We start from the raw sequence: 18310 nt of genomic DNA, 5'->3' as shown, positions 1-18310 counted from the left end.
CGTGCAGAAGCTTGCGGTCGTCAATATCGGGCAGTTGGTTACGCTGGCTGGGCCTCGCCGCACTCGTGTCGGCATGGAGATGCGAGAGCTTGGGCTGATTGCCGATGCTGCGCTGCTGGTGGGAGATGGACGCGTTGTTGCGGCTGGTGCTTACTCTAATTTGCGGTCACGGATCGATGCTTCGACTGAGATTGTGGATGCTGAGGGACGGCTGGTTGCGCCGGGGTTTGTGGATGCGCACACGCACCTGGTCTTTGCCGGGAATCGGGCGGCGGAGTATGAGCGTCGGATCGGCGGGGCGACCTATCAGGAGATTGCAGCGGCAGGTGGGGGAATTCAGTCCACGGTTGCGATGACGCGGGCGGCGACGGAGGACGAGCTGCTGGCGCAGGCGCGAAAGCATCGAGACTGGATGCTGCGCGGCGGGACGACGACGATTGAGGCAAAGTCAGGGTATGGGCTCAATCGCGAGACGGAGTTGCGGCAGCTGCGGGTGATTGCGCGGCTTGCTGAGGAAGGGCCGGCGCGACTTGTGCCGACGCTGCTGGCGGCGCATATCGTGCCGCGGGAGATGACGGACCGGCGCAGCGAGTATCTGGAATGGATTGCGGAGGAGCTGATTCCTGAGGTTGCTTCCTTAGGGCTTGCTAAGTATTGCGACGCTTTTTGCGATGACCATGCGTTTACGGTGGATGAGACGCGGCTGGTGTTGGTCGCGGCCAAGCGAGCCGGGCTCGGACTTCGGATTCATGCTGAGCAGTTTCGCCCGGGGACAGGTGCGGCGTTGGGAGCGGAACTCGGCGCGGCTACCGTGGATCATCTGGAGACGGTGAGCGACGAGACGCTGCTGCTGTTGAAGGCTGCGGCAGTGCAGCCGGTGTTGCTGCCGGCGTCGGTGTTTTGTCTGAGCCGGACGCAGTATCCTGCGGCGCGAAGGATGATCGAGCTGCGGTTGCCGGTGGTGCTGGCTACGGACTTTAATCCTGGGTCTTCACCGGCGCCTTCGATGGCGTTTACGATGTCGCTGGCTTGTTTGCAGATGGGGATGCTGCCGGCGGAGGCGCTCGTGGCTTCAACTGTGAACGCGGCTTATAGCCTTGGACTGGGCGATGAGGTTGGGTCGTTGGAGACAGGGAAAGTCGCGGATTTTGTCATACATGAGGCCGAGGATTATCGCGAGCTGGCCTATTATGCGGCAGCTCTGGTGCGGCCTCGCGTGTTCGTGGGTGGCGTTGAGGTTGTTGTATGACGGCTGCGGAGATTCTGCGGGAGCTGGTGGCAATTGCTTCGCCATCTGCGGTTTCGAATCTGCCGGTGCTGCGGTGGGTTGAGGGATTTTTGAGGCCGCTCGGTTGGCGCGTCGAGCTGCTGCCGTATGACGATGAGGCCGGGGTTGCGAAAGCAAATCTGTTGGCTTGGCCGGGCGCGAATGATAAGCCCGATCGGGTTGATCTGGCTTTCATTTGTCATACGGACACCGTGCCGTTTGCTGCGGACTGGGCGGGTGCGCTGCGTCTGACAGAACGGGACGGGATGTTGCATGGGTGTGGCGCTTGCGACGTGAAAGGTGCGCTGGCTTGCTTTCTCGCTGCTGTCTCGGGATCAGGTTCCTCCAAGTTTTCAGAATCTCTTGCAATGATTCTTACTGCGGATGAGGAGATTGGCTGTCGCGGTATGGAATACCTGCTGAAGGGATCTCTGGCCGGACTGCGGATCGGTTCGGCGATTGTGTCGGAGCCGACCTCTCTTTGCGCGGGGATTGCGGGAAAAGGATATGGGTTGGCGCGGGTGACTGTTGAGGGACGCGAGGCGCACTCGGCATTTCCTTCGCAGGGAGTGTCTGCGATTTCTGTCGCGGCTCAGTTGATTACTCAGATTGAAGAGAAATTTCGAGTCGACAAGAATGTGGATGGGCTGTTCGACCCGCCGCGAACAACCGTAAACATCGGTGTGATCGAGGGTGGGACGGCCAAGAATATCATTGCGGGGAAGTGCAGTTTTCTCGTGGAATGGCGTGGCATTCCTGGCGAAGAGCCGGGGCGCGTCTTGGGGGAATTGCGGCGGGTGGCCGCAGGGTGCGTGCGCGAGGGAGTTGCTGTTTCCGTGCAAGGGTTGCGCGACGAGGCTGGGTTTTCTCCTGCGGCTGCCGGGCCCTTACGCGAACAGCTTGCCGTCCTGCTCGAAGGGCAGGCGATCGGTATCAGTTTTGGTTCGGAGGCGAGCCGGCTTGCGCGAGTTGCTGACGAGGTCATTGTCATCGGGCCGGGCGATATGCGGACTGCGCACAGCGATCGCGAGTGTGTGCCGGCAGGGGAGCTTGAGCGGTGGACGGCTGTGCTCCGCGAGCTTCTGCTCAATTAAACAGAGTTAATGCTTGCCGAGGAGTTCTACCAGTTTGGCGTCCCAGGGGCGGGGCTGTCCCGCTTCGGCGGCGAGATCGATTCGTTCGTAGGCCTGCTGCATGTAGCGGACGGTGAACCAGCGGATGGGCTCCGGAATCCAGTTCGGGGATCTGCGGTTGGCGAAGGGCAGGGATTCGAAGCCGGTTGTGTGGCCTCCGATCATGCCTGCGAGCATCTGGCCTGCGAGGTTCGCTGTCGAAACGCCCTGGCCGGTGTAGCCGCCGGCGAAGGCGATCTTGCTGGACGGGTCGAAGCGGACGGCAGGGGTCCAGTCGATGGGCATGCCGACTGGGCCGCCCCAGGCGTGGGTGAATTTGATTCCTCTCAGAGAAGGGAACCAATCGAGCACGGATCGCTGGATGAGTGCGTGGGTTTCAGCGTGTTTGTCGAGCGAATCCTTGATTTGCGATCCGAAGGTATACGGAGCGCCGCGGCTCCCGAAGAGGATGCGGCCGTCTGGGGTTTTCGTCAGGTAGACCACGGTGTTGCGCATGGAGGAGAGGTTTTCGCCGCGCTGCCAGCCGATTTCCGACCACTGCGCCGGGGTTAACGGTTCGGTGAGCGAAATGAGCGAGTAGACGGGCAGCAGGGCGCGGTGGAGTTTGCGCAGGCGCGAGAGGTAGGCTTCTCCGGCTAAGACGATGGCTTTTCGCGCGCGGAGTTCGCCTGCTTCTGTGATGAGGCGTGCGTTGCTGCCGCCTTGGAAATTCTTAACTTTGGTTTGCTCGTAGATGGTACCGCCGCGGGCCTCGACGGCACGGGCGAGGCCGCGAACGAGGCGGCCGGGATGGATGCTGGCGCCGTCGGGGGTGACGAGCGCGCCGTGGACATCGGTGATGCGGATGCGTTCGGCTACTTCTTCCGGGCTTAGAAATTGGTAATGATCGCCGAGGCCGAGGTTTTCATAGGCCTTCAGAGATCCTTTCAGTGCCGTCAACTGGTGCGCGCCTTTGGCAACGGTGATGGTGCCGGCGGGGCGGAAGCAGGTGTCGATGCCTTCGCGATCGGAGACGTCGCGGATCTCGTCGACCGCGCTTTGTAACGCCGTCAGGACCGAGCGCGCGGCGGCGGGCCCCCAGCGTTTTGTCATGGCGGAGGCAGAGACAGGGAAGCGCGGCGAGCACCAGCCCCCGTTGCGCCCTGAGGCTCCGTAGCCGCAGATTTCGCTTTCGACCACTGCGACCTTCAAGCCGGGCTGATTGCGCAGGAGGTAATAGGCGGTCCAAAGACCGGTATAGCCGCCGCCAAGGATGGCTACATCGACCTCTTCCGATCGCTTGAGAGCAGGGCGAGGGAGCAGCGGGTCGTCGGTGTCTTCTAGCCAGAAGCTGACGTTGTTATAGGAACTATCGGTCATACATCGATCCTGAAAAGTTGTTGAGCGCCGCTAACCGGCGAAGAGCCAGCAGGCTGCGAGGGCGCATGCGATGCCGAGGCCTTCGCGGAGGTTGATCTTTTCGCGAAGCACGAGTACGCCGAATCCTATGGTGATTACGGGATAGAGTGCTGATACAGAGATCACGGTGGAGACTTTGCCCTTTTGAATGGCGGCGAAGAAGAACAGGAAACCTACGAAGTTAATGAAGCCTGCGGCGACGGACCACCAGAATCCCGCAGTCGTCTTCTGGATCTGAAACTGTTCAAGGAAGAGGACGACCAGGGCAAAGATGACCACGCCGACGGCCTGGTAGATGAGGGTCTGGCGGGGGCGCGTGTAGTTGGACGCGAACTTGCTGAAAATTCCCCAGAGGCCCCAGCAGAGGAGAGTTAGCAGGGAGTACAAGAGCCACGGCTTCATTAGTCGCCTCCTTTGGTTTTGCTATGTGGTGCTTGTGTTCAACAGCAGATTCCCGTCGGGAATGACAACAAGAAAGGCAACAGCAGACTCTAGTACCAGCCGATGGGGCTTTCGTTGAGGTTGATGTGGACCTGCTTGGTTTCGAGATACTCTTCGATGCCCCATGGACCGAGTTCACGGCCTGTGCCGGACTGCTTGTAGCCGCCCCAGGGCGCTTCAATGCAGGTCGGCTGCATGTGGTTGACCCAGACGATGCCGGCGCGCAGTTTCTTGACGACGCGGAAGGCTTTGTAGATATCGCGAGACCAGACGGCTGCGGCGAGACCGTAGGGTGTGTCGTTGGCGATCTGGATGGCGTCGGCTTCCGCGTCGAAGGGGATGACGGTGGCGACGGGGCCGAAGATTTCTTCGCGAGCGATGCGGGCGGAGTTATCCACGTCATAGAAGATGGTCGGTTCGATGTAATAGCCCTTGTCGAAGGCGGCAGGGCGTCCGCCGCCGGAGGCTAGCTTTGCTTCGGTCCTGCCAATGGCGAGATAAGACTGCACGCGGTCGTACTGGTCTTTACTGACGACGGGTCCCATCTTGGTTTCGCGGTCCATGGGGGCGCCGAGGCGGATGGTTTTTGCTTTCTCTGCCATGGCTTCGACGAAGGGTTTGTAGATCTTCTGCTCGACCAGGATGCGGCTGCCGGCGGAGCAAACTTCGCCCTGGTTGATGAAGATGCCGAAGAGCGCGCCGTCAATGGAGGCTTCCCAATCAGCATCGGCGAAGAAGATGTTGGGGGATTTGCCGCCTAGCTCGAGCGTGACGCGCTTCAGGGTGTGCGAGGCGAGACGAACTATCGACTTGCCGACTTCCGTGCTGCCGGTGAGGGCGATCTTGTCGACCAGCGGATGCTCGACGATGGGTGCGCCGCAGCTTTCACCGAAACCATTGACGATGTTGACCACGCCGGGCGGTATGCCGCACTCATCAAACCATTGCGCGAGCATCAGTGACGTAAGTGGCGTTTGCTCTGCCGGCTTGAGGACGCAGGTGCAGCCTGCGGCGAGGGCCGGGGCAAGCTTCCACGCGGCCATGAGCAGCGGGTAGTTCCACGGAACGATGAGGCCGGCGACGCCGATGGGCTCCTTGATCGAGAGGCTGAGCGCGTTGGCAGAGACGGGGTTGACCTGGCCGGGAATCTTGGTGGCGAGGCCGCCGTAGTATTCAAAGACTTCGGCAACTGCGTCGATATCGCCTTCACCCTCGACGATGGGCTTGCCGGTGTTGCGGGTTTCGACTTCAGCGAGTTCGGCGAGATGTTCGCGAACCTTTGCGGCGAGCTTGAAAAGCACCTGCGCGCGGCTGTAGGGCGTGGAGTCAGCCCATGGGCCGGAGTCGAAGGCGCGGCGTGCAGCCTGCACTGCGAGGTCGACCTCGGCAGCTGAGGCTTCGACAACGTCAGCCATGATGTCTTCGGTTGCAGGCTCGTAGACGGGGAAGGTTTTGCCGGATGCATTGCCGACGAACTTGCCGTCAATGTAGAGCTGATACGCGCCTTGCGCGGATTGCATGCTGCCTGCCATAGGCTCCTTGAGGTTCTCGGCGAGGTTATAGCGCCCTTGCGTCTTAACTGAATACCATTGTCATCAAGGATTTCCAAACCAATTCTGCGAGGTGTGTGGCATGTGGAATCGTGTGAGAATCCGCAGGCAAGGAACGATGAGTACGGCAATCGACGACGACAGCTCGCAGCAAGCTATCCAAGGAAGCACTAAGAAGTTCTAAGTTGAAGGCAATCGTCCATTCAGTAGCTAGAACCTGGACGCAAGCATGCTGGCATAACTTGTCGACAACTCTTTTCTCAAAATACTTGCAATATACCAATCAATTGGGCGTAGAATTCACAGCGGTTTGGAGGGTGTTCCCCGCACGTCTCCGAAATGCTTCATTGTCTACCGCCGAGAGGCATAACTCGTGAACAACGGGCCTCTATCGAAAGAGTATGAGTCCGATCCGAGTGCATGTAGACATTGGGAGCACATGAACTGACTCGGTCAGATTCGGGGGACTTCTATGAAACTGAAGACGCCTTGTCGGCACGCTGCGCATCTGCATGGCCAGCGTGGTTTGCCTTTCCTTGCTGCCTTGGTGATCATGGTCGCCGCATCGGGAACAACGAGCCAGGCTCAGGCCAACTTTGCCGGGACCGAGTCCGTGGTTACGTCTTTGCAGAACGAGATGGTCACTGGATTTACAGTCGATCCGGCAGGAAACATCTATCTCTGCGACGCGTCCGCCAATCAATTAGATGAGGCAGTATATTCCGCTGGCAGGTACGGCGCTTTGACGCCGATTGTGCAGGGGATGTGTTCGCCTAACTCTCCGCAGCCGCCGTTAGCCGTGGATAGTGCGGGCTACTTCTATTACTTCCATGCCGGACAGCTCTTGAAGGCGCAACTGGCGGCAGGCAGTTTTGGTAGTTCGATAGTCGTGGCCAGTGGGTTGAGCAATCCTGCGACCATCGTGCTGGATTGGGCGGGCGATGTATATATCTCCGATAACGGCACGGGCCGGGTGCTGCTGGTCAGGATCAATACGGGAGGCGGCGGCGGTTATATTGCGCCGATTACCGTGATGAGCGGAGTCTCGGGGATATCTTACCTCGCCGTGGATGGCCAGCAAAATGTATACGCCGCCGGAGGTCATGGGCCATCGAATGGGTTCGTCGTGAAGACGACCTTCAACCTGGGCTCCTATTCGGCGCCGCAGGCGCTGTATTCCAGCTTCGATGATCTGAATGGGCTTACGGTGGATACGATTGGGGATGTTTTTGTTTCGAGCGACGACAGTTATCAGTCGCCGATTTCCGGGAACGTGAATGGACCGGGCGCAATCGTCGATCTTTGGGAAATCCCAATCACCGCCGATGGAACCTACGGTCTACCAGTACCCAAGGGCGGCGGCGACTTCTATATTGCGCAGGGTGCTGCCTCGGATGGGGCAGGAGATGTGTTTGTGATGTGGATAAGCGGACCGAAAGGCGGGTTTACCTACTTCGTGGAGAGGGTGACACCCAACGAGCCGCAGTCCTTCGGCTCTGTTTCTGTTGGGTCTACAAGCCAGCAGACTGTTACCTTCTGGGTTACGGGCACTGAGGCTACGCCGCCGACGATCACTGTTTCGGCGCAGGGAGCCGGCGGCAAGGATTTCATCACTGCGGGCGGCACGACTTGTATGCCGGATGCCGGAGTGCCGTTCTATACGGACGGCTATCCGGTAGCGTGTACTGCGACGGTGACGTTTACGCCGCAGACGACGGGTGTGCGCACAGGCGGGGCGTTGCTGATTTCCGGTGATACCGGCAAACCGATAGCGGGAGCAAGCTTGACGGGCGTTGGAGCAGGGCCGCATCTGGCTCTCAATCCGGGCGCTTCCGCACTGTTTTCGACGAGCATCAGTCCTGTGGACGCGACTGCTACCGATGTCCAGGGTAACTTCTATACCTACGACTTTTCGAATCACAGCGTGGTCAAGCTGCCGTGGAATGGCAGCAGCTTTGGCGCGGCGGTAGATGTAGCGACTGGACTGCAATTTGTGGATGGCTTAGCTGTAGATGGCTTCGGCAACGTGTTCATTTCGGACTCGGGAACGGGACAGGTGTCGATCGTGCCGTGGACTGGTTCGGGCTACGGACCGGTGACGGCGATCCTGACACAGACGAGTTTTTACTTTGAGGGTGGGACGGATTCGTTCTTGCCGGCCGGCGTGGTTGTGGATTTTGGCGGGAATGTTTTTGTGCTCGAGTTAGATATCTTCAACACGGGCAATAGCGTGATTGTTGAGTTGCCACGCAGGGGAGACGGATACGGGCCGGCTTTTGAAGTGAGCGGAGATGGGTTCATGGGTGGGCAGAGGATTGCCACGGATGGAACAAATCTTTTCGTTGTCGTTGATGGACCCAGCGGAGGCTTACCGGGCGGCTACGAGCAGGTGGTCGAGTTCCAGCGCCAACCGAATACGTATCCGGGCTTTAATCCTCCAGTCACGGTGGTGGGCGAGTTGGCTACCTACATGTTGAGCGCGGACGGCAATGGCAATCTCTATTTTCTCGATCAGTCGTTCACAGCGTTATCCCCCGACGAGGTAGTCGAAATCTACTTTTCGACAACGGGTATAAGCCACGCTCGCACCGTGTATACATTGGTCAACGGCGAGCTGGAGAACCTTGCTGTTGGAGCTGACGGAACATTGCTGGCGATGAATGGCGGCTCCTACACGGTGGTCGATGGAAACGTCGTGCCGAGCAAAGTGGGTGCTGGGTTGATACGCGTCGATCGCTCGGTTGCTGCTGCGGAGGCGTTCCAGCCGACGAATGTGGGCGCTACGAGTACCGATAGTCCGCGCAAGGTGCTGGTCGAGAATATCGGCAACCAACCGTTGAACTTTGCATCGCTCACCTATCCCGCGGATTTTCCAAAGGCGAGTGGAGATTCCTCTGCGTGTGCAACTGCAGCCACACTTGTTCCGGCGGCAAGTTGCGATCTACCGATTCAATTCACGCCGTTGAGCAGTGGCCCGCATACGGAGAGTGTGAGCTTCACGGACAATAGCCTGAATCACGCTGCAACGCAGTCCATCGCTGTGAACGGTACGGGCAATGGGCCTGTTGCCGACGCGCAGATTCAGTTGTCGCTGTCGAACTACGCGTACACGTATCCTGCGCAGACGGTAGTCATAGTAAAGGTTTTGCCCAACGGAAGTTCAACCCGCGCTGCAACAGGGACGGTGAAACTCTACGGCAATGGCAACAACCTGCTCACGACGCTGACGCTGAGCGGTGCCGGTGGAGGGAATGCGGCTGCTTATTATCAATTACCGGTGTTGCCGGCGGCGACTTACACATTGCAAGGTGTCTATTCGGGAGATGCGCACAATCCTTCCGGTAGTTCTCCGGTCCTGCAGTTTACTGTGGCCCCCAGTCCGGTGACCCTCTCTGTTTCATGCACGAATTCAACGATTGTGTATGGAACGAACCTGGATTGCTCGGTGTACGGTTCACCCATCGCAGCTACCTCCGGCACCTACATATTGCGCGGTTTCGATGACGGACCCACGACGGGTGTAAATTTCTTCAACGGCCGAGCCTTCTTCACGATCTATCAACCCGCCGTGGGTGCTCATACGATCAGCATTTCCTACCCACAGCAGAATCAGAATTACGCCTCTACTGTGCCCCAGACGATTCACTTTACGGTGGTGGCCAAGCATTGAAACATGGTGTGTCTTCCTGATATGGCGAAGGACTTATCGGGAACTCCGGCATGATGTCGAATCTGTGTCCATTAGAAGCTATCTCATATATGCTTTTGCGGTTTCGGTGAACATCATGAGACCCGCTCTGATTGCGGGTCTCATCCGTGACTCTTCAGACACCCGCGCGTCTATGCGATAGCTTCTAGCGCTCGATGACGGCCTCAATGTAGCCGTGAGGTTCGTCGATGGGGACGAAGATCTGGTTTGGATTGTCCTGGCCGAAGCGGCTTAGGTCGACGGGCAGGCAGTGGAGATTGGGCATGGTGAGCTTGATGCTGGCGATCTCTGCGACCGCGTCGATGGCGGCTTTGCCCATGTCAAAGAGCGTGTGCTGCACGCTGAGGCTGTCGTGCTCTGCGAAAGTCTTGAGTAGAGCCGCGAGCGTGGTTTGGCGCGCTGCTTCGTAGCTTGCTGGGGGTGTGCTGTAGGTCCAGCCGATGGTGGCGCGTGTGCCGAAGATGCGGTCTGTGCTTTCGGGGAGCGTGGTGAGCTTGTCTTTGATGTAGCCGGTGAAGGCGGACTTCGTTGTCTTGAGGATAACGATGCCGTCGATGCCTGATGTGATTGAGACAGGAAGACCACGCTCGCCAACCACCTCAGTCGTTTGCAGTTCTTCGCCACCGAGCTTGTAGGTTGTCGCGTGGGGCGCGCCGTCGATGGGAAGCTGCTGCCAGCTCTTCTCTGCGATCTCTACGCTTGCCTTGCTGGCCTGTAGATTGTTGGCGAGCAGGTATTCAACGAACTCGATGGCGAACTCTTCGAGTGTGGCTGCGTTGGACTCTCGCGCCAGATAATAGGTGGTGTTCTTCATCGTGTCGGTGGGCATGATCTTGGTGTTGTCGCCTGCCGTGAAGCAGCTCTCGAAGTCGCCGTGCAGCAGTACGCGGACACTCCACTCTTTCATCGTGTGATGGGTTGCGTGGCGTACTACTTTCATCACGCGAACGCGCGACTTGCCGTAACGATTTTCGCCGAGATGGGCCATGGCTTCTCCTTGCAGAACGCTAACTGCCTCGATAGGTTGTATAGCTGTTGTCGCTGAGTAAGAGAGGTATGTGGTAATGGTGTTCGCCGTCCACCTTGAAGGTAATGGTGATTTCGGGATAGATGCTGGTGCGGGCCTGGCGGTCGAAGTAAGCTGCGACCGCGAAGGTGAGACGGTACTCGCCTGAGCTGGCGTCCGGGCAGATATCGCGGCAGCGGCCATCGCTGTCGGTGATGCTTTCGCCGATGGGCGTCCATGTGCTGGCAATGAATTTCTCAATGCGCAGGGCAACTTCGGATGCTGGTTTGCCGAGGACTGCGTCGAGGACGTGCGTGGTGATGGCGCTCATGATTGCAGCCACTTTCTGAGTCGGATTTGCGTGATCTGGCGTTGCTGTTCGGCGGCTTCGCAGAGCTCTGTTTCACGGTCACTGGAGAGACGGCGTTTCAGGATGGCGAGCATCTCTTCGGCGGACTTGCCAGTAGCGCACACGATGTAAGTGAAGCCAAAGAGTTCTTCGTAGCGCTGGTTACCTTCGGCGAGTTCGGCGAGTATCTGTGCTTCTGCTGTGCTGGTCGACGATTGTTCCTGCTGCGACCATGCCTTCGACTGCGCGGAGGCATGCGCGGGTTTACGGTCGCCGATGCGTGGATGCGCGCGGAAGGCTTGCATCCAGTCAGGCTCCTGCATGGCAGACCAGACTGTATCAGCTGCTGTAAAGAGATCGTTTTCATTGGGAAAAGGCCGCAATGCTGTCACGCCTTCGACCCAGCGTTCTGAAGCGCAGCAACTTAAGAGTGTCCTCTTCGCATCATCTGCGGACGATTGATTCCAATGCGCGAGTGTGATGCTCATCTTTTGCGATTCTCCACCGGCGAGTTGATCGAAGAACTCATCCAGTAGATTGGCGGCAACCTGCTTGCGGTACGCTGCAGTCGAGCGAATGTCATCGATGGGCTTCACCTCGGCGAGGAGGGCAGTGCGAGCGGCTAGTCTGGTCTCAGGCGAAAGCGCTTTGCCGAGGAGTGCGGCTTCGGTTGCGGACATGCATAGAGGACGGTCAGCGAGGCTTGCGGCAGCGATGCGAATCTCTTCAATGCGGCCCTCATGGACGATGGCTGTCGCGGCGAGCGCGACCTTGGTGATGGCCATGGCTTTGCGTGTGCCCACCTTGCGCAGATACTGCTTGTGCCTGGCGAAGCGGCGTGGCAGATGCAGCGCGAGAACCAGTTCCTCCGGTTGAAGGACGCTTTGCTTATACCCGAGATGGAAGTCGGCGTAAGGCATCCGGCGGGTGCCGTTGCGGGAGATGAGTTCTATCTCGGCGTCGTAAACGAGCAATGCTGGCGGGGCATCAGCGGCTGGTGAGCCGTTGACGATGTTGCCGGCGATTGTCGCGCGATTTTGGTTGGCAATGGAGCCGATCCAACCCGCTGCCTGGGCAAGCAGCGGGAAGTCGGCTGCAATGCGTGGATCGCGGCGAAGCTGCCCGAAGGTGACGCCGCCGCCGATCGATAGTGTCTCGTTGGTTTGGCGAATGAAGTTGAGTTCGGGCAGACCCCAGAGGTTGATGAGCTTTGTTGCGCTGAGTCTTCCTGCCGCATGCGCAACCATCAACTCTGTGCCTCCGGCAATCGGAGTCCATTGACCGGGTGCGTCCGCGAGTTGCGAGAGAACGTCGGCAAGAGCCGGCGCCGCGATGATTTGGAGACCTTCGGGGTTACCGCGCATGAGGATCTCGGGCAGGGTTCTGCAGAGCTGCGCCAGCAATCACCGAATCGAAGATTTTGATGAAGCCGGTGCAGCGGCAGAGGTTGCCGGCAAGGCCTTCGCGGATCTCATCCATCGACGGCGTGGGGTTGTGCGTGAGCAGGTGGGTAGCGGCCATGAGCATGCCGGGTGTGCAGATGCCGCATTGGGCTCCGCCGCATTCGAGAAAGGCCTTTTGCAATGGATGCAGTTCCGCATCGATGGCGAGGCCTTCCACGGTTTGAATGCTGGCTCCGTTGACCTGCAGAGCGGGTACAAGACAACTGTTGACGAGTTGGCCGTTCATCCGAACGGAGCACGAGCCGCACTCACCTTCGCCGCAGCCTTCCTTGGTGCCGGTAAGGCCGAGTTCATCGCGGAGCACGTCCAGCAGGCGCATCATCGGGGGCACATCTACGTGCGCATTATGTCCGTTGATCATGAAAGAAATCTGTGCGCTCATGCCGATGCTGGCTCCTCGACATTCTTCATCGCGTATCGTACAAAAATATCTTCGGGCATAAGAGGTATCGAGGTGAAGTTCTCTCCCGTCGCATCCTGAATCGCATTGAGGATAGCCGGTGCGGGGCCGTCGTGCGGTAATTCACCAATCCCCTTGGCGCCATACGCACCATGAGCGAAGGGGATTTCTTCGAAGTAGACATGAATGGGCGGCACATCCTGCGCGGTGGGCATGATGTAGTTGGTCATCTGGTTGTTGACCATGTGCCCGTTCTTGAGCAGAACTTTTTCATAGAGCGCGTAGCCGATACCCTGGGCCACGCCGCCCTCAATCTGGCCTGCAGCCAGCGTTGGGTTCAGCACACGGCCCACTTCCTGCACGGCATGAAAGTCTGTTACTTCGGCAGTGTATGTCGTCGTATCGACTGCCACTTCCGCTACGTAGACTGCCCATGCAAAGGACGGGTACGCTTCGCCGCGATACTGCTGATCATCCCAGAAGATGTTAGGCGGCGCTTCATAGCGGCACATGGATTCAACCTTGCCATGCTGCTCGCGATAGCGATCACACGCGAGGAAGAATTCATCTGCGTTGTAGCTTTGCGTCAGGCCGGCGCGCTCCTGCAACTGCGCGATGAGCTGCTGGCCGCTGCGCTCGATCAACTTGCCGACGACCATCGATGTACGCGAGGCAACAGTCGGGCCGCTATTGGGCACGATGCTGGTGTCGGGCTGCACGATCTCGACGTCGTCATAGCTGAGGCCCAGCGATTCCGCGGCGATCTGCGTGAGGATGGTGTTAGTACCCTGGCCAAATTCGGTGCTTGAAACCAGCACTCTGACCTTGCTGCCCAAAGGCACATCGATGCCGGCGAGTGAGTTCAAATAGCGTTCGCCGGAACCGGTGAAACCGGAGCCGTGATAGAAGGCGGAGATGCCAATGCCTCGCTTGATGATGGCGTGAGCGTTCTCGCGCGCAAAGCGTTCGCGGCGTGCGTGGTAGTCGCTGACTTCTAGCGCGCGAGCGAGCAGCGTATCGAGAATGACGGGCTCGACCATGACCTGATCGGTCGCCGTGGTGTCTCCGTCGCGGAGAAAGTTTCTGCGGCGGACTTCATCGGACGAGATGCCAACGGCGAGCGCGATCTGCTCCATGTGGCGCTCGATGGCGAATATGGACTGCGGCGCGCCGAAGCCGCGAAAGGCTCCGCAAGGAACGGTGTTGGTGGCCCAGGAGTGGGAGCGGATGCGAATGTTTGGGCAGACGTAGGGACCGGTTGCGTGGAGCGTCGCGCGTGAGAGAACTGTGGACGACAGGGTGGAGTACGCGCCGCCATCGGTGGCGACTTCAATCTCCATGGCCAGCAGCTTCCCATCTTTGTCGACGGCCGTGCGATGACGGGTGCGCGAGGGGTGGCGCTTGGTGGTGGCCGCTAGATCTTCCATGCGATCGTAGACCATCTTGATGGGTCGTCCGGCCTTCTTCGCCAGCAGCCCAGCATGGGCGGCGAGCACCGACGGATAGTCTTCCTTGCCGCCAAACGCTCCGCCAGTTTCCACCTGGATGACGCGCACCTTTTCGGCAGGCAGATCGAAGACAGCGACGAGGGACTTGTGTACGTAGAAGGGGCATTGCAACGAGCCCCAGATCGTCACGCCGGCCACGTCGCTGTATTCGGCGATGACGCCGTTGTTCTCAATGTAGAGATGCTCCTGCGCGCCGGTGCGATATTCGCCTTCGACGATGTGCGCGGCGGTGGCCCATACGTCGTCGACATTGCCCTTTTCCAGATGAAAGTGTTTGAAGAGATTGCCGGTCTCTGTGCCGGCGCCCCAGATGATTTCCTGCTGGGTTTCGCTCTCTTCAATACTGAGCACGGCAGGCAGCGGCTCATACTCGACGCGGATAGCGGCAACGGCTTCCGGCAGGCGGCGCTTATCAGGGTGAGCAATCAGCACAATGGCTTCATCGCAGTGATTGACCTGGCCGTCGGCGAGACAGGGCTGGTCGGCGGCAATCATCTGGATGTGGTTCTTGCCGGGGATATCAGCGGCGGTGACAATGACGAACTCCGACCAGTCGATGCGCGGATCATAGTGGATCGCCCGGACGCGGCCTCGCGGAATGCTGCTGCGGACGGTAGCGCCGTACCACATGCCCTCGCGCTCGAGGTCGTCGATGTATTTCGCTCGACCGAGGACCTTATCGACACCTTCTTTGCGGATTTGCGCGGTGCCGACGACGCGCGTAATTCCTGGTTCGCGGATCGAGGTGTTCGCGCCGGATTCGTGGTTTTCACGCATGGTGGCTCGCAAATCAGGTCGGATTAGGCGTTAGCATACACGGCCCCGCCCGGGTTTGAAAGCATCTTGGCAAATTGGCGCCAAATGCCGCCGACCTGCTAGTGCTGTGGTTTTTGGTGGTTGCGCCTCCGGATTCGCACGTACGGATTGTCGTTCGGCGCGTCTAAGCAGAGGGTATTCTTTTGAAGAACATGCGCGTGCAAATCCTCCCCTTCGGTGTTTTGAAAGATGTGTTGAGTCCGGCTCCTGTCGAATTGCCTGACAAGGCCACGGTGGCCGACCTGCTGGCTTTACTGCGGGAACGAGTGCCTCTGGAGTCCAGCGTCCACGGCTTGCTGCCGCGCATTGCCGTAAGCGTCAACGCTGAATACGCCCAATCGGGCCATGTGCTGCGGGAAGGCGACGATGTGGGGCTGCTGCCACCGGTTTCGGGGGGAGTAGATGCTGTGGTCACGTATCTCACCCGCGAGGTCATTCGGGATCAGGAGATTGTGGCCGCGGTGAAGCAGGGGAGCGACGGCGCCGTGGTGGTTTTCGATGGAATCGTCCGCGACAACACGCGCGGCCGCCGAACCCTTTATCTCGACTACGAAGCTTATGAGGAGATGGCCGACAAGCACATGGCCGAGCTCGCTTCTCAGGCAATTGCGCGGTTCGGAGTGCGCGGTGTGACGCTTGTGCATCGGCTTGGACGGCTACAGATTGGCGAAACCAGCGTGTTGATCGTGGTGGCTTCGGCGCATCGGGCTGCGGCTTTTGAAGCGAATCGCTGGCTGATCGACACACTCAAGAAGACGGTCCCCATCTGGAAGAAAGAAACGTTTGTGGATGGCGCGGTGTGGGCCGACGGCGAGCCCTTCCCGCCGGAATTGACTGCCAGCGCAGGCAGCGGAGAGCCGGCGTGAGAGAGAAATTCTTAACGTGCGTCGGCGCGATCATTTTCGCGATGAGTGTCGCCGCCGTTGGCCAGGCGCAGACTGCCAGCCCTGCGCCGTCGACGAACACCGAAGATGCTCCCGCCGCTGATCTCAAGGTGCCGACGCTCAAGATGAATGTGAAGCTGGTCAATGTCTTCACGAATGTGACGGATGCGACTGGCGCGATCGTAGGCGGACTGAGCAAAGAGGATTTTGCAATTACCGAAGACGGCCGACCGCAGCGGATCGCTGTTTTTGAACGCGAGTCCGAACTGCCGCTGAACCTGGTGCTGGCCATCGACACCAGCGGCAGCGTACGCAAGGATCTGCCCCTGGAGCAAGATGCGGCGCGGAAGTTTGTCCATGCGTTGTTGCGCGGGCAGGACCAGATCAGCCTGCTTGAGTTCTCGACCGAAGTCCGGCAGCTCGTGCCATTCACCAATCAGGCGGGCAAGATTGACCGAGGTATTTCCAGCCTGCGCGGCGGTCCTGCGACCGCGCTCTATGACGCGATCTTTCTCGGTTCGCAGAACCTGGCGGCGTTGGGACGAACCGGGAAGCCCGGTCGCAAAGTACTGCTGCTGGTCACAGATGGCGGCGATACGGCCAACACCGTGACCTATGCCGAGGCGCTTGAACAGGCTTTGCGAGGCGAGGTGATGGTTTACAGCATCATTGACGTGCCGATTGAAGCCAGTGCGGGTCGCGATACCGGCGGTGAGCACGCGCTGATCACGCTGGCCGAACAAACTGGCGGCAAGTATTTCTATGCCACTGCGGGTGGGCTGGACAAGGCTTTCGCTCAGGTCTCAGAGGATCTGCGGACGCAATATCTGCTTGGCTACTACCCGGCGAATCAGGCGCCTGGAACGAATTTCCACCGAATACGAGTGACGGTGCCGAGAGCTGCTACAGAGGCATTCGACATTCGTTATCGGACCGGCTACTACGCGGATGCAAAGCCGGATAATTAAGAGCACGGCTCTCGACTACGCGTCAATTGTGCAAAACCGTACGTTCGACCGCCCTTTCGTCCAACTAAAATAAGGTCATGAACCCTTCGGTTTCACATTTGCGGCGCTCTCGCACCCCGCCTCCGGGCGATACCGGCCAGGAAGCGCTCTATCTTCGTTCTCTCAGTGATCGACAAGTCAGCGTGACGGTGCAGCTACGCGATGGCGAAAATATTGATGGCTGGATCGAGTATTTTGACGACGGCATGATCCGCATCACGCGCGACGGCCATCCGAATCTCTTCATTTACAAGCATCAGATTCGCACCATTACAGAACTCACACGCCGCCGGTTAGGACGCAGTGCTACTGTCGCCGGGGTGGGATCATGAGCTCGATCGAAACAGGCGGATTTGAATGGGTTCCGCAGGCGTCGGAGATTGCGCGAACAGCTGGGGCCAAGCTGCGCGAGTTTTACGCGACTGGCGTGGAGACAGAGTACAAGGGCGACGTCGATCTGGTGACCGTGGCCGACCGCACGGTGGAAGCCTACCTGCGCGAGGCCCTTCTCCTCGCTTTTCCGTCGCACGGCATCTACGGCGAAGAGGGAACTCGCGACCGGCTGGATTCGGAATATCGCTGGTACATTGACCCCCTGGACGGCACGACCAACTTTGCCCACGGATTTCCGCATTTCTGCGTCTCGATGGGGCTGGAGCATCGTCCCGAGGGTCTGGATGAAGCGAAGGATGGGCCGATCGTCTGCGGCGTGATTTACGATCCCATGCGCGATGAGCTGTTTGTTGCCGAACGCGGCAAGGGCGCATTCTTAAACGGGAAGACGATCCACGTATCGAATGTTCCGGAGTTGGGCGAGGCCCTCGTCGCGACGGGTTTCCCCAGCCGCAAGCGCCACGAGAATCCGAATATCCATTTCTATAACGAATTCACGCTGCGCTCACACGGTGTGCGCAGGGCCGGCTCGGCGGCGCTCGATCTGGCCTATGTGGCCTGCGGGCGGCTGGAAGCCTTTTGGGAATTCAACCTGAACCCGTGGGATACGGCAGCAGGTTTCTTGTTGGTGGAGGAAGCCGGCGGCATGGTCACCGGTTTCGATGGAGCTTATCGCAAGCTGGAGAGCCGAGAGGTTCTTGCTTCCAACCAGCATATCCATCACGAACTGCTGGGCTTCTTCGCCGCTATTTTCGCTGGACGTGAGTTGTCTCCGCTGCCCTCCGCAGCCGACTATGCTGCTCGTCGCGCAGCCCGCGAACTGGCGCAGACTTCGTAGATTTGAGACCTCCTGCGGGCATCGCATATGAGCCTGCAGGAGTGTCTCGGTGGACGACTTCAACCCGGACCAAATGATTCGTATATTGGGGTTTATCGTTCAAAGTATCGCCCTTTGGGACCACTTTTCTTTTCGAGATTCGGTGAGG

15 protein-coding genes are annotated in these 18310 nt (G+C 59.0%); 7 read left to right on the top strand and 8 right to left on the bottom strand.

The window, feature by feature from the left end:
• The first annotated feature begins 1 nt into the window (after position 1).
• Together hutI and AC5S27_RS15195 are read left to right on the top strand one after the other, a co-directional pair.
• The gene (gene hutI, locus AC5S27_RS15200; protein WP_493935416.1) at positions 2 to 1249 is read left to right on the top strand and encodes an imidazolonepropionase; all 1248 of its coding nucleotides are present in this window, start codon (positions 2 to 4) and stop codon (positions 1247 to 1249) included.
• Complete coding sequence (locus AC5S27_RS15195; protein ID WP_493935415.1) at positions 1246 to 2361, top strand: M20/M25/M40 family metallo-hydrolase; 1116 nt, start codon at positions 1246 to 1248, stop codon at positions 2359 to 2361. Before hutI ends, AC5S27_RS15195 begins: the two co-directional genes overlap by 4 nt.
• Before the next feature lie 6 nt (positions 2362 to 2367).
• Here the strand turns inward: AC5S27_RS15195 and AC5S27_RS15190 are convergent, their stop codons facing one another.
• The 3 genes from AC5S27_RS15190 to AC5S27_RS15180 all read right to left on the bottom strand — a co-directional run bounded on the left by AC5S27_RS15190 (position 2368) and on the right by AC5S27_RS15180 (position 5759).
• On the bottom strand, positions 2368 to 3759 hold the full coding sequence (locus AC5S27_RS15190) for an NAD(P)/FAD-dependent oxidoreductase (RefSeq protein ID WP_493935414.1): 1392 nt from the start codon (positions 3757 to 3759) through the stop codon (positions 2368 to 2370).
• 30 nt (positions 3760 to 3789) lie between these two features.
• Positions 3790 to 4200: an EamA family transporter gene (locus tag AC5S27_RS15185; RefSeq protein WP_493935413.1), complete on the bottom strand. Its 411-nt coding sequence runs from the start codon at positions 4198 to 4200 to the stop codon at positions 3790 to 3792.
• A gap of 89 nt (positions 4201 to 4289) precedes the next feature.
• The gene (locus AC5S27_RS15180) at positions 4290 to 5759 is read right to left on the bottom strand and encodes an aldehyde dehydrogenase family protein (protein WP_493935412.1); all 1470 of its coding nucleotides are present in this window, start codon (positions 5757 to 5759) and stop codon (positions 4290 to 4292) included.
• Positions 5760 to 6261: 502 nt separating this feature from the next.
• On the opposite strand from AC5S27_RS15180, the gene AC5S27_RS15175 reads away from it, so the two are divergent.
• Complete coding sequence (locus AC5S27_RS15175) at positions 6262 to 9459, top strand: choice-of-anchor D domain-containing protein (protein WP_493935411.1); 3198 nt, start codon at positions 6262 to 6264, stop codon at positions 9457 to 9459.
• Between the two features lie 184 nt (positions 9460 to 9643).
• On the opposite strand, the gene pucL is transcribed toward AC5S27_RS15175, so the two are convergent.
• The 5 genes from pucL to AC5S27_RS15150 are packed head-to-tail and all read right to left on the bottom strand — an operon-like array spanning position 9644 to position 15001.
• Positions 9644 to 10486, bottom strand: coding sequence for a factor-independent urate hydroxylase (gene pucL, locus AC5S27_RS15170; protein WP_493935410.1), 843 nt, complete (start codon positions 10484 to 10486; stop codon positions 9644 to 9646).
• A 19-nt stretch (positions 10487 to 10505) separates the two neighbouring features.
• Positions 10506 to 10835, bottom strand: coding sequence for a hydroxyisourate hydrolase (gene uraH, locus AC5S27_RS15165; protein WP_493935409.1), 330 nt, complete (start codon positions 10833 to 10835; stop codon positions 10506 to 10508).
• Complete coding sequence (uraD, locus tag AC5S27_RS15160; RefSeq protein WP_493935408.1) at positions 10832 to 12217, bottom strand: 2-oxo-4-hydroxy-4-carboxy-5-ureidoimidazoline decarboxylase; 1386 nt, start codon at positions 12215 to 12217, stop codon at positions 10832 to 10834. Before uraD ends, uraH begins: the two co-directional genes overlap by 4 nt.
• Positions 12207 to 12698, bottom strand: coding sequence for a (2Fe-2S)-binding protein (locus AC5S27_RS15155; protein ID WP_493935407.1), 492 nt, complete (start codon positions 12696 to 12698; stop codon positions 12207 to 12209). Before AC5S27_RS15155 ends, uraD begins: the two co-directional genes overlap by 11 nt.
• Positions 12695 to 15001: a xanthine dehydrogenase family protein molybdopterin-binding subunit gene (locus AC5S27_RS15150; protein ID WP_493935406.1), complete on the bottom strand. Its 2307-nt coding sequence runs from the start codon at positions 14999 to 15001 to the stop codon at positions 12695 to 12697. The genes AC5S27_RS15155 and AC5S27_RS15150 overlap by 4 nt, the downstream gene beginning before the upstream one ends.
• A 191-nt stretch (positions 15002 to 15192) precedes the next feature.
• On the opposite strand from AC5S27_RS15150, the gene AC5S27_RS15145 reads away from it, so the two are divergent.
• From AC5S27_RS15145 to AC5S27_RS15130, 4 genes are all read left to right on the top strand, one after another.
• A complete protein-coding gene (locus AC5S27_RS15145) occupies positions 15193 to 15906 on the top strand; it encodes a molybdenum cofactor biosynthesis protein (RefSeq protein ID WP_493935405.1) in 714 nt (237 codons plus the stop codon).
• Positions 15903 to 16892: a VWA domain-containing protein gene (locus AC5S27_RS15140; protein WP_493935404.1), complete on the top strand. Its 990-nt coding sequence runs from the start codon at positions 15903 to 15905 to the stop codon at positions 16890 to 16892. Before AC5S27_RS15145 ends, AC5S27_RS15140 begins: the two co-directional genes overlap by 4 nt.
• A gap of 77 nt (positions 16893 to 16969) precedes the next feature.
• A complete protein-coding gene (locus tag AC5S27_RS15135) occupies positions 16970 to 17263 on the top strand; it encodes an RNA chaperone Hfq (protein WP_493935403.1) in 294 nt (97 codons plus the stop codon).
• Complete coding sequence (locus tag AC5S27_RS15130; RefSeq protein WP_493935402.1) at positions 17260 to 18162, top strand: inositol monophosphatase family protein; 903 nt, start codon at positions 17260 to 17262, stop codon at positions 18160 to 18162. Before AC5S27_RS15135 ends, AC5S27_RS15130 begins: the two co-directional genes overlap by 4 nt.
• Positions 18163 to 18310 lie beyond the last annotated feature (148 nt).

It is taken from the genome of Acidicapsa borealis (assembly GCF_059115245.1).
Note: the sequence above shows the minus strand (reverse complement) of the source record. Positions and strands in the feature narration are given on the sequence as shown.